The 14,298-nt window shown below is 44.3% G+C and carries 12 protein-coding genes; all 12 read left to right on the forward strand.

Translation table 11 applies throughout. The features are described from left to right. Positions 1 to 33: 33 nt before the first annotated feature. The 12 genes from MHB84_RS24205 (at position 34) to MHB84_RS24260 (ending at position 14,155) form a co-directional block, all read left to right on the forward strand. Entirely contained in the window at positions 34 to 324 is a 291-nt protein-coding gene (locus MHB84_RS24205; protein WP_076288979.1) for a hypothetical protein, read from the forward strand. A 207-nt stretch (positions 325 to 531) separates the two neighbouring features. Continuing rightward, positions 532 to 1,317, forward strand: a complete 786-nt coding sequence (locus tag MHB84_RS24210; RefSeq protein WP_076288980.1) for a DeoR/GlpR family DNA-binding transcription regulator — start codon at positions 532 to 534, stop codon at positions 1,315 to 1,317. Between the two features lie 26 nt (positions 1,318 to 1,343). Then, a complete protein-coding gene (gene nagA / locus MHB84_RS24215) occupies positions 1,344 to 2,486 on the forward strand; it encodes an N-acetylglucosamine-6-phosphate deacetylase (protein WP_072733395.1) in 1,143 nt (380 codons plus the stop codon). 254 nt (positions 2,487 to 2,740) lie between these two features. Beyond that, the gene (locus tag MHB84_RS24220) at positions 2,741 to 3,592 is read left to right on the forward strand and encodes a fibronectin type III domain-containing protein (RefSeq protein ID WP_256716798.1); all 852 of its coding nucleotides are present in this window, start codon (positions 2,741 to 2,743) and stop codon (positions 3,590 to 3,592) included. 451 nt (positions 3,593 to 4,043) lie between these two features. Next, on the forward strand, positions 4,044 to 5,465 hold the full coding sequence (gene leuC / locus MHB84_RS24225) for a 3-isopropylmalate dehydratase large subunit (RefSeq protein ID WP_076288981.1): 1,422 nt from the start codon (positions 4,044 to 4,046) through the stop codon (positions 5,463 to 5,465). Between the two features lie 31 nt (positions 5,466 to 5,496). After that, the gene (gene leuD, locus MHB84_RS24230; protein ID WP_076288982.1) at positions 5,497 to 6,114 is read left to right on the forward strand and encodes a 3-isopropylmalate dehydratase small subunit; all 618 of its coding nucleotides are present in this window, start codon (positions 5,497 to 5,499) and stop codon (positions 6,112 to 6,114) included. A 275-nt stretch (positions 6,115 to 6,389) separates the two neighbouring features. Further along, entirely contained in the window at positions 6,390 to 7,796 is a 1,407-nt protein-coding gene (locus MHB84_RS24235; protein WP_076288983.1) for an N-acetylmuramoyl-L-alanine amidase family protein, read from the forward strand. Positions 7,797 to 8,054: 258 nt separating this feature from the next. Beyond that, positions 8,055 to 9,467, forward strand: coding sequence for an N-acetylmuramoyl-L-alanine amidase family protein (locus tag MHB84_RS24240; RefSeq protein ID WP_076288984.1), 1,413 nt, complete (start codon positions 8,055 to 8,057; stop codon positions 9,465 to 9,467). Between the two features lie 35 nt (positions 9,468 to 9,502). Then, positions 9,503 to 10,189, forward strand: a complete 687-nt coding sequence (locus tag MHB84_RS24245) for a GerMN domain-containing protein (protein ID WP_076288985.1) — start codon at positions 9,503 to 9,505, stop codon at positions 10,187 to 10,189. Positions 10,190 to 10,261: 72 nt separating this feature from the next. Next, positions 10,262 to 13,000, forward strand: coding sequence for an S-layer homology domain-containing protein (locus tag MHB84_RS24250; RefSeq protein ID WP_076288986.1), 2,739 nt, complete (start codon positions 10,262 to 10,264; stop codon positions 12,998 to 13,000). A 163-nt stretch (positions 13,001 to 13,163) separates the two neighbouring features. Then, positions 13,164 to 13,859: an endonuclease III gene (gene nth, locus MHB84_RS24255; RefSeq protein WP_076288987.1), complete on the forward strand. Its 696-nt coding sequence runs from the start codon at positions 13,164 to 13,166 to the stop codon at positions 13,857 to 13,859. A gap of 23 nt (positions 13,860 to 13,882) precedes the next feature. Continuing rightward, a complete protein-coding gene (locus tag MHB84_RS24260; RefSeq protein WP_024630585.1) occupies positions 13,883 to 14,155 on the forward strand; it encodes a hypothetical protein in 273 nt (90 codons plus the stop codon). Positions 14,156 to 14,298 lie beyond the last annotated feature (143 nt).

Below are 14,298 nucleotides of genomic sequence, written 5' to 3' on the forward strand. Positions count from 1 at the left end.
AACAAAAAGAACTGTCCCAAGGGAGTGAAAAGCGTGAAGTCCAATTCTGCAACGAGCATTAAAAAAACCTATTGGGAATCGATTGGACTCAAGATCGAATTGGACAGATACAACTTAAATGTAGATGTTAATAATACAGAGCTTGTTTATCGGCAGAATATTCAATCAAATCTATTATCGGTAGCCTTTTTGCCTAATGCTGATCATTCCATGCTAAAAAAGAACACGGCTGCATCTAAATGGCGTACTAATCTGATAGCCATTTTCTTTCCTAGAGCGCTTTTTGATGACAAGTATCTGATTGGTGTAAGTCAATTTGTTTAGCAAATGGCTCCGAAATCCTTTCATTAATTTTTTCTTAGCAGTAAATCTTAACTTATGAAGACGTTAACGGATGTAAATTCATCTGGATAACGTCTTTTTTATTGAAAAGTCAGGAATAAATACTTGCACTTACTTAATATTTACTTATAATAACTTGATAAAATTAAAAATAATGCTTATAATTACTTAAAAGGAGGTGCATGTACTGTGTATCAAGAGGAAAGATTGTTAAAAATACTCGAATACTTGAAACAACACCAATCGATGAGTGTTACAGATATATGTACGCTGTTTGAAGTATCAAGGGATACTGCACGAAGGGATATTGTTAGATTAGTACAAGAAGGCGTTGTGATTCGAACTCATGGGGGGCTATCGTTACCTGAGTTACAGAAAGAAATGCTGTCTTATCAGGATCGTTTGATTGATGAATCCGAGAGTAAGAAAAAAATAGGGAAGTTTGGGGCAAAACTTATCCAAGACCATGAGACTGTGATTTTAGACGTATCAACCACGGTGCAATTTGTAGCAGAACAAATTAGCGCAAAAAATTGTACGGTGGTCACGCACTCGATTGATAACGTAGGGATCTTGTCCAATCGAGAGGATCTTCAAATCTATATTCTCGGTGGTTACTTGAATGTAAAGCACCGCTTTTTATATGGTTCTTCAATTATCGATAAACTAAGTGAAATTCGTGCTGATAAAGCCTTCATTGGAGCATCGGCGATCCGGTCTGATGGACTTTATTATCCATATGAAGAAGATGCCCGGGTAAAGAAAGAAATGGCCAGAAGATCTGATCAGGTTATCGTAGTAGCTGATCACACAAAATTTAACGGCAAATCTATTCATCGGCTGGACTTTGATTTCGTTGATATTTTAGTCACAAATCTGGAACTCCCGAGTGAGATCAGAGAAGTTCTGGATCAGAAGAACATCACTGTTATTGAGTGTCAGGAAGAAAATGAAGAGGTTCGAAAGCAAGACTGATAACCATCGGGTAGAGGAGGATTTTTATGGATTATATTTTGCATAATGTACAAATGGCACTTCGCAATCGTATCGTTCCATCAGCCAATGTGTGGATTTCTGAAGGGAAAATCATGAGGGTAGACACAGGTGATCTTCCTACGCTAGAAGGAGAGTATGAACGGATTGATGGGAGAGGACATTTGCTAGTACCTGGGATGATAGATGTTCATATCCACGGTGCCAACGGCTTTGATATGATGGACGGTACTGAAGAGAGTATTCAAGAAGTTTCACGCCAATGTGCTTTAACGGGGTGTACCTCATTTCTGGCTACATCTGTTAGTTCTACGATGGAGGATCTTCTGGAAATGATTCGTAGTGTCAAGCGTGTAATAGGACAAGAAGTGGGAGCAAAGATCGCAGGGATTCACTTAGAGGGACCGTATCTGAACCCGAAGCGAAAAGGAATGCAGAATGAAAAGTATTTGCGGCATCCCAACATAGAAGAAATGAAGATCATTTTCCAGGAAGCAGGGTCACTCATTAAGATGGTTACTATTGCTCCCGAGCTGCCGGGAGGAATGGACTTGATTTCCTTTTTGAAAGAACAGGGAGTAGTTATAGCGATCGCTCATTCGGATGCCACATATGAGGAAGCCAAACAAGCCTTTGCATCAGGTGCGAGTCATGTGACGCATTGTTTTAATGGCATGCGGCCGATCCATCATCGAGATCCGGGTCTAATCGTGGCTGCTTTTGAAGAGAAACATGTAAGTCTTCAAGCTATTGTGGATAATGTCCATCTGCATCCTGCTATTATTCGACTGATTCATAACCTGAAAGGACCGGAAGGAATGGTCTTGATCACAGATGCTTTACAAGCAATGGGTATGGGCGATGGGAATTATCTATTTGGAGGCCATCATGTCACGGTTTCGGGTGGCATTGCAAGACTAGAGGATGGAACACTGGCCTCCAGTACAGTTACCATGAATGAAGCCTTACGTTATACTGTCGAAACCGGAATACCCTTGATAGATGCCGTACAGATGGCTTCAACTACGCCGGCCAATATTCTTGGATTTCAACAAAAGGGGGAAATTTCCTCTGGTTTCGATGCCGACCTGGTCCTATTGGATGATGAATTTCAGGTTCTCTGGACGATGGTGGGCGGTCAAATTCTATAAATCACTATTATTTGCGAATCCACAGAGAAAGCCCATTAGATAAGTCTAGTGGGCTTTACATAAATAAACCCAAGAATTGTGAGAGGTAGGGGCTTGACGCCCCCACCTACTCGATTATGGGTATTTTTCAAAAGGTATCCATAATGGCGAATGAGTATATGAGGTAATCTCACTAACCGGAATGTTAGTATTCTATCGTTATACATGTCGGCAGGGTACGCTAATATGCTTTCGAATACAGCGATGCCCTGTTTATGCAAATCAATTCCCAGTACGAAGGGGAGGTCAAGCCGTACAAAGCGGATATTCAGTTCACGAAGCAATTGGAATGGATGCGGAATCAGGTGGCAAAGACCGACAAGAAGTGGAAGTTCGTCTCTATGCATAAGGGAGATTATTCTTCAGGAGATAATGCTTCGGCAGAAAGCGAACGGGTAGAATTTTACCGAAAATATCTGATTCCTGTATTTGATGAGCTGGGTGTGGATATGGTGTTTGAGGGACATGACCATATGTATATGAGATCTTTTCAAATGCTTAATAACGTTCTGATTAAAAATGTCATTACCGATGAGCATGGAAATGTGCTGAATCCCAAAGGAACCGTGTATCTAATGGGCAACTCGGCCGCTTCAAAATTCTATGCTCTTAATCCAGGTGCAGACACGTTTTTTGCAGCAAAAAACGATCAGCCCAACAAGAAAATGTTCATGGATGTCTCCATTACAAGAGACGTGCTGAAAGTTACATCCTACACAGCAGTTAAAGATAAACCTCTTGCCGTCTATGATGCTTACAGTATTAAACGGACTGACGTCAAACCCGGAATAGTCGAAAATCCAAGCGCAGTAAGACAGTCAGCGAACCGTGCAGTTCTTTCGTGGAAAGCGCCAGCTTCTAGCTCTGAGCCGGTGCGAGGTTACCGGATTTACGAGAAGAATGATAAAGTAAGCACGAATTGGAGCGTGTATGTGCCGGCGGTCAGCGGTCAAACAAGTTACAGCTATACTTTAAACGGCATAGATTCTGCCAAAGCCTACAATTTCGTTATTAAAGCAGTGGGGATAAGAAGTAATTCACTTCCAGCAGAGGCAGGAATGCAATGAATGGATAGATGTGGGGAATACGGGAGGTAGCGATCGTACTTTTTTTCAAGACCTCAATCTGCAGATCCGTTGTCTCATTTATTTCATTCGGTTATTCATATGTCGTTTGTACTGTGTGTGGACGGAACGTCTAGCGCTGGTGAGAATTAGTCATCGCAGCCCTGATATCAGGGCTGTTTTTCTGTTTAACATAAAAAGCATTGACAGCGAAGAAGCTGGAACGTAGTATAAGACTTATATGATAATGATAATTGTTATCAATTGATACCTCTGGATAGAGCAGTGGTTTATTTGCTTTTCCCTCATTATAGGTTAAACCTATTACATCTATAGATATTATATCTTGGAACAATGAAGGACAGGGTGATATATTTATGTCATTCAAGAGCTTCACTTTTAAAGGAACTACTGAGGCTCTTCCAAGGACCGAACTTATGATGAGGTGAAAATGATGAGTAAAAAAACGATGTTTGAGAAAATTTGGGAAAATCACGTGATTCATCAGGAAGAAGGCAAACCAAGCATTTTGTATATCGATCTGCATCTGGTGCATGAAGTAACATCCCCACAGGCGTTTGAAGGTCTGCGCCTGAGTGGTCGTAAAGTTCGTCGCCCTGAGTTGACGTTCGCAACAATGGATCACAACGTTCCAACGAAAGATCGTTTTAACATTACGGATCCAATCTCCAAACAACAAATCGACACACTTTCACAAAACTGCCGTGACTTCGGCGTAAAACTGTATGACCTGGATACCATTGATCAAGGTGTTGTACACGTTATGGGTCCTGAGCTCGGCCTGACTCATCCAGGTAAAACGATTGTATGTGGTGACAGCCACACGTCCACACATGGTGCATTTGGCGCACTCGCATTCGGGATCGGAACGAGTGAAGTAGAACATGTTATGGCAACCCAATGTTTGCAGCAAGCCAAAGCCAAAACGATGGAAGTTCGTTTTGTCGGCAAACGTAACCCTGGTGTAACGGCGAAGGATATGATTCTCGCAGTCATCGCCAAATACGGTACAGATTTTGCTACTGGATATGTTATTGAATATACAGGTGAATCGATCCGTGAACTGAGCATGGAAGAGCGCATGACCGTCTGCAACATGTCCATTGAAGGTGGAGCAAGAGCGGGCATGATTGCTCCAGATGAAACAACATTTGAATATCTGCGTGGACGTGAATACGTACCTGCCGATGGTCAATTCGATGAAGCGGTTGCTGCCTGGAAAGAGCTTGTAACCGACGAAGGTGCTGAATTCGACCATGTGGTTGAAATCGATGTAGAATCCTTGATTCCGCAAGTGACTTGGGGTACTAGCCCAGGTATGGGAACCGACATTTCTTCGAAAGTTCCTGTTCCGGCTGAACTGCCAACTGAAAACGAACGTAAAGCCGCTGAAAAAGCGCTTGAATATATGGGCTTAGAACCTGGAACACCAATCTCCGAAATTCCGGTTGATTATGTATTTATCGGTTCATGCACGAATGGACGGATTGAAGATTTGCGTGCTGCTGCACAGGTAGCCAAGGGTCACACCGTATCCAGTAATGTTACAGCGATCGTTGTACCAGGCTCGGGACGTGTTAAAATTCAGGCGGAAAAAGAAGGTCTGGATAAAGTCTTCACAGAGGCTGGATTTGAATGGCGTGATGCTGGATGCAGTATGTGTCTGGCAATGAACCCGGATGTATTGAAACCAGGACAACGTTGTGCATCGACTTCCAACCGTAACTTTGAAGGACGTCAGGGACGCGGAGGACGTACTCACCTCGTATCTCCTGCAATGGCTGCAGCAGCAGCAGTTAAGGGACACTTCGTAGACGTACGTGACTGGAATTTCAAAACGGAAGCAGCTATCTAACAACGAACGGATTGAAGGGAGAACGAATGATATGGAAGAATTCAAAACACTGCAAGGCATCGTTGCACCGGTAGACCGGGTCAATGTAGATACAGATGCAATCATTCCGAAACAATTTTTAAAACGGATCGAACGGACCGGATTTGGACAATTTTTGTTCTACGAATGGCGTTTTGACGAAGAGGGTAACAACAATCCTTCTTTTGAAATGAATAAACCACGCTACGAAGGGGCATCCATTCTGATCTCACGCGCAAACTTTGGTTGCGGATCTTCTCGTGAGCACGCACCATGGGCAATTATGGACTACGGATTCCGTTGTGTAATTGCACCATCCTATGCGGATATCTTCTATAATAACTGTTTCAAGAACGGGATCTTGCCGATTAAACTGTCGGAAGAGCAGGTTGAGGATCTGTTCCAGCGTACAGCGACACATGAAGGCTATGAGATGAATGTGAATCTGGAAAACAAAACGATTACAGATGCATACGGACTGCATATTGATTTTGATCTGGATGAGCATCGTCGTCAATTCTTGTTGCAAGGGCTGGACGATATCGGTTTGACTCTTCAACATGATGATGAAATCGCTGCATATGAACAGCGTCATGCGGCAAAGCTGTTTGGACAAACGGCCTCAGTCTAATCTTTCATCTGTAATTTGTATTTCAAACCTCCAATTGTGCAGGGAACTTCACCGTTCCTTGGATCGAATTGGAGGTTTTTTTGCATTTGGCAATGATGCAATTATGTTTTCGAGTTATAGGATATTCCGACTAAATATGACAACGTTGTAACCGGATGACGTGACAATATCTGATAAACTGATTAGTAGATTATGGAAGGGTAGATAGAGTCGAGTGTTGCATCACAGCGAATCAGGTCGAAGGTTCAAAAGACAAACAGAATGGTGGTTGATGTATGAAGAAATGGTCGGCAACAGTCTTTGTTTTTCTGTTCCTGTGTTTATTTCCTGTCATGGCAAATGCCGATTCGTCTCCCTCGATTGTGCTGGACGGTGTGACCATTAACCAGCAGTCGGGAGCTCCAGCCGAGAATACTGGCAAAACCGTGATGGTGCCCATTCGGATCGTCTCTGAAAACCTCGGTTATCAGGTGAAATGGGAGAAAGCCACTCAGACTGTTCGTATTCTCAAAGGTAACAGCAGTATCCAGATGACGGCAGGCGAAGATGCGGCCACCGTGAATGGAAATCGGGTGAATCTCGATTCTCCGCCTCTAATTAAACAGGGGACTACACTGGTTCCGTTACGTTTTGTCGGTGAAGGCATGGGTCTTCAGGTGGGATGGGACAATGGAACCAAGACAGTAAGCCTATTAAGTATTCCTCCTGTAGCAGGTATGGAAGGTGAAAATGACCCGGTGGAAGCTCCTGTACCAAAAGGTCTGTCAGAGCTTCAAAGTATTAGCTTCGGCGGGGATCGTTTGATCTTGGCGACGAACGGGAAAATCACACCAAAGGTTTCCAGTCTCAGTGGACCTGATCGTATCATCGTCGATCTGCCCGGCACCACATTTGCTAAGGAGTTCATCCAGGGACAGGCTTCCAATCCGGATGGTAGCGGAACTCTTCTGGTTACGGATTCATCGCTGGTATCCAAGGTGCGATATGCAATGTTCAGCCAAACACCTTCAACGGTGCGTGTGGTCCTTGATCTGAGTCAGGTGGCGACTGCCAAATGGTCACTGGGCGAGAACAGCGTGTTGCTTGTTGACCTTGCGGCGAGTAATGGAGAACCAACAAGTCAGCCTGCTGTTCCAACCAATGATGGCAAAAAGGTTGTCATTATTGATCCAGGACATGGTGGACGACAGTCGGGGGCCGTCAGTGTGACAGGCGCCTATGAGAAGGACTTTAATTTGGCTGTGGGACTCAAAGTTCAGGCACTTCTGCAACAACATACGGAGATTCAGACGGTGATTACAAGGCAGGATGATACCGAATTATCCCTGCAGCAGCGTGTAGATATCGCCCAACTGAATCAGGCGGATATTTTTGTGTCGATCCATGGAAACAAGTTTACAACTCCTGTTCCTAATGGAATTGAAACGTTGTACAGTCGTAAAGATAGCAAGGATTTGGCCGACATTTTACACAAGCATGTGTTGCAGATTACAGGATTTAAGGATCGGGGAGTCAAAACGGCAAGTCTGCATGTAACCCGTGAAACAACGATGCCCGCAGTTCTGATTGAACTTGGATTTCTAAGTAATCCAGCTGATGAAGCAATGATGCTGACTGAAGATTATCAGAACAAATGTGCACAGGCCATCGTAGACGGAATTGTAGAATATTTGGGTCTTTAATGTGGGTTGTGCGCAAATATGAAGGTCAGGGTAGTCCGTTGTTTCGAGATGCATAATTGATAATTAAGGAAAAATTCAGACAATAAAATGTAGAAAAAGCTTGATTTGACAACGTTTTTTTTCTGTTATGTTGGAATATATTCGCAACTTTTGAGAGTACGAGGCGTCTAATAGGTGTCTGGTAATGCCTCAGTGGTCAGTCGGAGCTGAAGGTTCACAACATGCGGCAAAAAAATATGAGAATGGTAGGGGTGAAGGATGAAGAAGTTCGGTTTTTTGGTACTGTTATTTGTCTTTGGGCTCGTTTTCCCGGGCTATAGTCATGCAGCAGCAGATACGCACATTATCCTAGATGGGAAAGAAATTGTGCAGCCTTCGGATGCCAAAGCGGAAATCATCAATAGCAGTGTGATGGTTCCGATTCGGGTTATTTCGGAGAGCCTGGGATATGGTGTGGACTGGAAACAGGCAACAAGCACCGTGACTATTAGCAAAGACAACACTGCCATGCAGATGATTGTTGGACAGAAGACGGCAACGGTGAACGGCAGTAACGTGAACCTGGATGCCCCGCCACTCGTGAAAAATGGAACCACACTTGTGCCTTTAAGGTTCATTGGTGAGCAAATGGGTCTTAAGGTGGGTTGGAACAATACAACGAAGACGGTAACATTAGTTACCCAGAATTCAGGTTCCGGAAACGGGACAACCACTCCTCCGAACTCTGGTAATGATGGTGGAGGATCGGATCAGGAAGGTCTTGTACTGGTGAACGGCATCAGCTTCAGTGACAACCGCTTTTTGATTGCAACAAGCGGAAATACGAAGCCGAACGTCTTCACGATGACAGGACCGGATCGAATCGTTATAGACTTGCCAAATACCGCATTCGCTGACTCTTTTAGTGAAGGACAAGCTTTGGATAGCAACCAGAATGGACAGCTTGTAGTGAGTGGATATCCGGATGTGTCGAAGATTCGTTATTCCTTGTACAGCAATAGTCCTTCTACTCTTCGTTTTGTCATTGATCTGAGCAATGCCAAAGGTTATGACGTGCAAAGTGACTCCGGTCTGGTTATGATTGATCTGAACAAAGAAGGCACTACAACACCGCAACCACCTGTTGGAAACAACGGCAAAAAAGTTGTTGTTGTAGACGCTGGACATGGTAATCAGGACCCGGGAGCCATCGGTGTAACCGGCAAGAAGGAAAAAGACTTCAATCTGGCAATGGCTCTGAAAGTGGAAGCATTGCTGAAAAAAGAATCTAACATTGACGTTGTGCTGACGCGCAGCGATGATACATTTTTGGCTTTGAGTGAACGAGTAAAGATCGCAGAAAAATTGAAGGCGGATATCTTTATTTCCATTCATGCGAACAGCGGGTCTGCAGCGGCAAACGGTGTGGAAACGTATTACACCCGTTCGAATAGCAAGGCATTGGCTACGGTGATGCACAAGTATCTCTTGCAATCATCTGGCCTGAAGGACCGCGGAGTAAAAACGGCAAGTCTCCACGTAACCCGTGAAACAACGATGCCGGCCGTTTTGCTGGAAGCCGGTTTCCTGAGCAACAAGAGCGATGAAGCCGCATTGTTCACTGAAAGTTTCCAGAACAGTGTAGCCAAAGGGATTGTTGCAGGGATCAAGGAGTATCTGGGAATTAAATAAGGGTTCAACCCTTATGATCAGGAGGCGGAGTTAGAATGAACAAAAAATTATGGATTGCAGCGCTGCTGGTAACGGTTATGACAGTTGCTGCTGGATGTGGAAGCAAGCCAACAGCTGCTCCAGCTCCAAATCAGACTCAAGGTGCGGGAACAGAGAATAATGCGCCTGAGGATCAGAATGAGACGGATATTACTGAACCTGTAACTGTGGATCCGGAGGATACAACGACAACGACACCGGATACCACTGAAGGCACTAATACGGAGGGTACAACGACTCCATCGGGTGGAACTACTTCAGAGAAACCTGGAAGTTCCGAAAGTAATGAGAAGAAGACCATTGAAGTGTACTACACAGATCTGGAAGAGTTGGAATTGCACAAAGCATCCGCAGATATTTCTTATGCTTCTGATGAAGCCAAGTACAAGGCTGCATTTGCAGCGCTGCAACAAAGCAAGGACGACAAGCTTGTTCCGCTTTGGGCTAAAGAAATTGAATTGAAATCTGTTCAGTTCAAAGACGGTGCGCTTACCCTGGATATTCACATGCCGGATACAGCACGTCTTGGTGCAGGTGGCGAAGTGTTTGCCATTGATGCTTTGAAGCAAACGTTTTTCCAATTTGATGAAGTTAAATCACTTGATTTGCTGGTAGATGGCCAGCAATCCGAGAGTTTGATGGGCCATGTGGATCTTGAGCATCCAATGACACGATCCGAATAGGTTGTACAGCATGTTGTTTTACCGTGAATCTGCGGAATATCGGCCGTTTTACATGAGAGAGGGGAATCACAGGTGACTTTTAAATATAACAATCCATCACACTCTAAAAAAGTAGTTTCAGCCGTGCTTGCAGGCATGATGGCCCTTAGCGCCGGCGGAGCTGCCATGGCAGCAGAATCAACAGATACGGGGCAAGGTCAGACTGCAACTGTAAGCAATACAGCTGCACCAACCGGTTTGTTCAGTGATATCAAGGTCGGATATTGGGCCGAGAAACATGTGTACAAACTGGCCTATCAAGGCATTCTTCTCGGTAACAACGGCCTGTTCCGTCCGGGAGACGCGGTAACGCAGCAGGAAGCTGTGACGATGGCGATCCGTTTTATGAACAAGGAGGACCAGTTGAACGACAGCACGGCTACGGCATTACCGACAAATATGGAAGTGGGAAACTATTTCAAGCCATATGTCGCTTTGGCGCTTCAACTGGGACTGATTGATAAAACTGAAGAATCTACAGTGGATGTGTCCAAAACATCCTGGGGGCAGAAACAGGCATCACGTGAATGGATTACAAAATTGCTGATCCGTTCGTTGAACAAAGATGCTGAAGCGAAGGCCCAAAACAATCAATCTACCGGATTCGCTGATAATGATAGCATTTCCGAAAGTGGCAAAGGGTATATCAATCTGGCTGTAAGTTTGGATCTGGCCAAAGGTGTAGATGGCAACAAATTTAATCCAACCGGTTCTGTAACTCGTGCCCAACTCGCTACATTCTTTAGTCGCGGCGAAACCTTAACGGATACGAAGTATGCGAACACATTCACGGGTTATGTAACTGGATTAAAAGATGGGCAGATCACACTGGTTGTGGACGGAAAAGCTGTTAACTTCGCAGTGAACAGCAGTACGCCTTACTTTACAAAAGACAGTGAATCCCGTGCATCGTCTGCGGATGTGAAGCTGTATACAAAAGTTCAGATTGTAGGTACTACGGGTACAGCCTCATATGTAGAAGTGGTCGATGCTACACCGCAGGTAGAAAGCATTGAAGGTACATTTGCTCGTTCATTGTCAGGTAATAAAATTGGCTTGTTTGTAGGCGAGAATTATGAAACATACGGCTATGATGAGGCAACAGCATTTATCGATCAAAACGGGAATGCAATCAAACTGTCTGATATTACAGCAGACAGCACCATTGAAGTACAACGTGAGACGTTCTCGGCTGACAAAAAGACTGTTGTTATTCGTGTGAAGTCCGGTATTGTCAACAAAAATGATAGTGGTGTCGTTGCTGAAGTCACGACTTCTGCCAAAACGATTAAGCTTACCAATGCAACCGGAACTACAGAGCAATACACGTATAACGATAATCTGATCATTCGATATCAAGACCGAATCCTTTCCTTGGCTGAGCTCAAAGCGGGAAGTGCAGTGAAGTATACGGTGAAAGACAGCATCCTGCAAACAATTGAATTGTCGCAAGGTGTAGAGCAGTCTTTACGCGGTACACTGGTGGAGATCGGTGGAAACCAATCGACACTGACGTTTAAACGTGAAGGTGGATCGCTGGAAGCGAAGCTGCTTGCAGAAAAACCGGAAGTAGTTATTAGCGGAATCCAGGATGCTACGCTGAATGATCTGATTACAGACGCAACTAATGGAGATCAGGTTGAACTTACGCTAAACTCTGAAGACCGTGTGACGCGCATTCAAGTGATCGGACGTCAGATGGAGCCAATGAACGGAGTTTCCGTTGTATCCTACAACAGTAAAACAAAAGTTTTGACGGTTCTGGACGGCAATAAAAAACCGTTTGTGTTCACGCTGGATGACAAAACGAAGCTGGACTACAACACATCGAAGCCTACACTTGCTGGATTGGAGTCTTTGTTGAATGATGGTCGCAAATTGGATCTGACGTATGTGGGAACTCGTGCGTTATCCGTTAAAGTGATCTATAAATACGAAGGCACAATCAGCAGTATTGATACTGCGGGTAGAAAAATCAGTTTGTTGTCTGGAAACCAGACGATCACGGTGCCGTACTCTACGGTTCCAACAATAGAGATTTACAACAAATCTGGAGCAAGTCTGAGTGACCTGAAGATCGGTGATAGTGTCACAGTTACGCTGGGTTCGAATCAGGACTATGTACAGAAAGTGGCTTTGAACACCGTGGCTCAATTTGAAGTAGTTTCTGTAGAGACGAATGGTCGTGTTCGTGTGAAATCGGATTCGCTGACAAGTCAGTTCTATGTCGATCAAGCGGTTCTGACAGGAGAAAGTGGTCAGACCATTACGGTCTCTCAATTGACAGCCGGAAACCTGATTAACGTTACATTTGAGGGAACTACGCCTAAAGCCGTTCAAGTCGTTAAACGTACGCTAGCGGAGGTTACATCTGTTGACGCTTCGTCAGTTACACTGAAACTGTTCAATGGTCAAAGTGAGACGGTTCCTGTTAGTGGTTCTGTAAAAGTGGTTAAATCGGGATCTACGTTAACCACACTTGGCAGTCTTACTGTAGGTGATCGTGTTGAAATGACGAAAGATACGGATAATTCTACCCGTTTTAGAGTGTTGACAGTCATGAGCAAACAGTTCTGGTCTTATGATGGAGTAGGCAACCAAATTTTGGTTAAACGCGAGTCCACATCTGACACAAATTATCGTTTTGCACTGGGTACAGGCGCATTTGTTCACCAGGGTGACAACACTTTAAGCGTGCAATCTCTCAAAGATAATGATAATATTGTATTGTATCTCCTGAACAACGTTGTACTGGAGATTCAAAAACAGTAATCGTTTCTTTTCGAGGATCAAAAGAATGACCGTCTTGATGCGGGATCTTTCCCGTATCAAGACGTTTTTTTTGCAAGATTTTTGGGGTCCCCGCAAAGTACTCGAAAAAAGCTTCGAAGTAAGGCTCCACCGTGTGGAGTCATTTTGTGGGAGGTAGCTCTTCATGAATGCAGCCACTGTAAGACATATACTCGAAACAATGGAAGCGATGTTTCCTGATGCACATTGCGAATTAAATCACAGCAATGCGTTTGAATTGACTGTAGCCGTCCTATTGTCTGCCCAGTGCACCGACGAAACGGTAAACAAGGTAACCGCAGACTTGTTCAAAAAGTACACCAGTCCTGCGGATTATCTGTCTGTTCCTCTCGAAGAACTGGAACAGGATATCCGGCGTATCGGTTTGTACCGAAACAAGGCCAAGCATATTCAGAACATGTGCCGAATTTTAATAGAGCAGTATGGCGGTGATGTACCGCAGGAACATGATCAGCTTGTGACGCTACCTGGTGTCGGGCGGAAAACTGCAAATGTCGTTGTATCCAATGCATTTGGAGTCCCGGCAATTGCGGTGGATACGCATGTTGAACGTGTATCCAAAAGGCTGGCACTGGCAGGTTGGGATGACTCCGTACTTGAAGTCGAGAAAAAACTGATGAAGCGCGTACCCCGGGATGAGTGGACTTTAACTCATCATCGGTTCATATTTTTTGGACGCTACCATTGCAAGGCACAAAACCCTCAATGTCATGTCTGTCCATTACTGGACATATGCAGAGAAGGTAAAAAGCGTATGAAAACGTCCCAAATCAGGAAAGATAAGGAACGTGTCACAACCCCAAAACGAAAAATAAATTAATGAGTAGAAGAGGATGAGTAATCATGAAATGCATTTCCGTGTACACTGACAATTTTGAGGCCTTCTCCGATATTTTTGAACAAATCGTTGAACAGGAAATGGCTGAAAACGAAGAAAAAGAAGTAGAAGGTATCACTGTAAGCCATTCTGGCGATGTGCCTGAACATTATCTCGAGCGTATGTCCACGAAACCAGAAGTGGTTGTCATGAGAGACAAAGGTCGTGACATTACGATTTTGCAGCATGGCCAAGTATTTGAAATTTTGCTGCCTTCGATGGAGAATGCTGTTTCTTAAGAGGTTTGGAATAATAAGATATGCTGCTTCTATGTCACTGGGTTATCCTTTTGAAGTTGATCCAATTGGGCATGGACGCAGCATGCTTCTTATGGAATACAATCGTTTCACAGATAAAACCGACAGGATCGGTTTTATTTTTT

This window comes from Paenibacillus sp. FSL F4-0087, from assembly GCF_038020215.1.
Lineage (GTDB): Bacteria > Bacillota > Bacilli > Paenibacillales > Paenibacillaceae > Paenibacillus > Paenibacillus taichungensis.

What these genes read in the sequence shown, in the direction of transcription:
- leuC (WP_076288981.1), top strand. Translation starts at nt 4,044, where the DNA reads ATGAGTAAAAAAACGATGTTTGAGAAAATTTGGGAAAATCACGTGATT.
- MHB84_RS24220 (WP_256716798.1), top strand. Translation starts at nt 2,741, where the DNA reads ATGCAAATCAATTCCCAGTACGAAGGGGAGGTCAAGCCGTACAAAGCG.
- MHB84_RS24240 (WP_076288984.1), top strand. Translation starts at nt 8,055, where the DNA reads ATGAAGAAGTTCGGTTTTTTGGTACTGTTATTTGTCTTTGGGCTCGTT.
- MHB84_RS24245 (WP_076288985.1), top strand. Translation starts at nt 9,503, where the DNA reads ATGAACAAAAAATTATGGATTGCAGCGCTGCTGGTAACGGTTATGACA.
- MHB84_RS24260 (WP_024630585.1), top strand. Translation starts at nt 13,883, where the DNA reads ATGAAATGCATTTCCGTGTACACTGACAATTTTGAGGCCTTCTCCGAT.
- leuD (WP_076288982.1), top strand. Translation starts at nt 5,497, where the DNA reads ATGGAAGAATTCAAAACACTGCAAGGCATCGTTGCACCGGTAGACCGG.
- MHB84_RS24235 (WP_076288983.1), top strand. Translation starts at nt 6,390, where the DNA reads ATGAAGAAATGGTCGGCAACAGTCTTTGTTTTTCTGTTCCTGTGTTTA.
- nth (WP_076288987.1), top strand. Translation starts at nt 13,164, where the DNA reads ATGAATGCAGCCACTGTAAGACATATACTCGAAACAATGGAAGCGATG.
- nagA (WP_072733395.1), top strand. Translation starts at nt 1,344, where the DNA reads ATGGATTATATTTTGCATAATGTACAAATGGCACTTCGCAATCGTATC.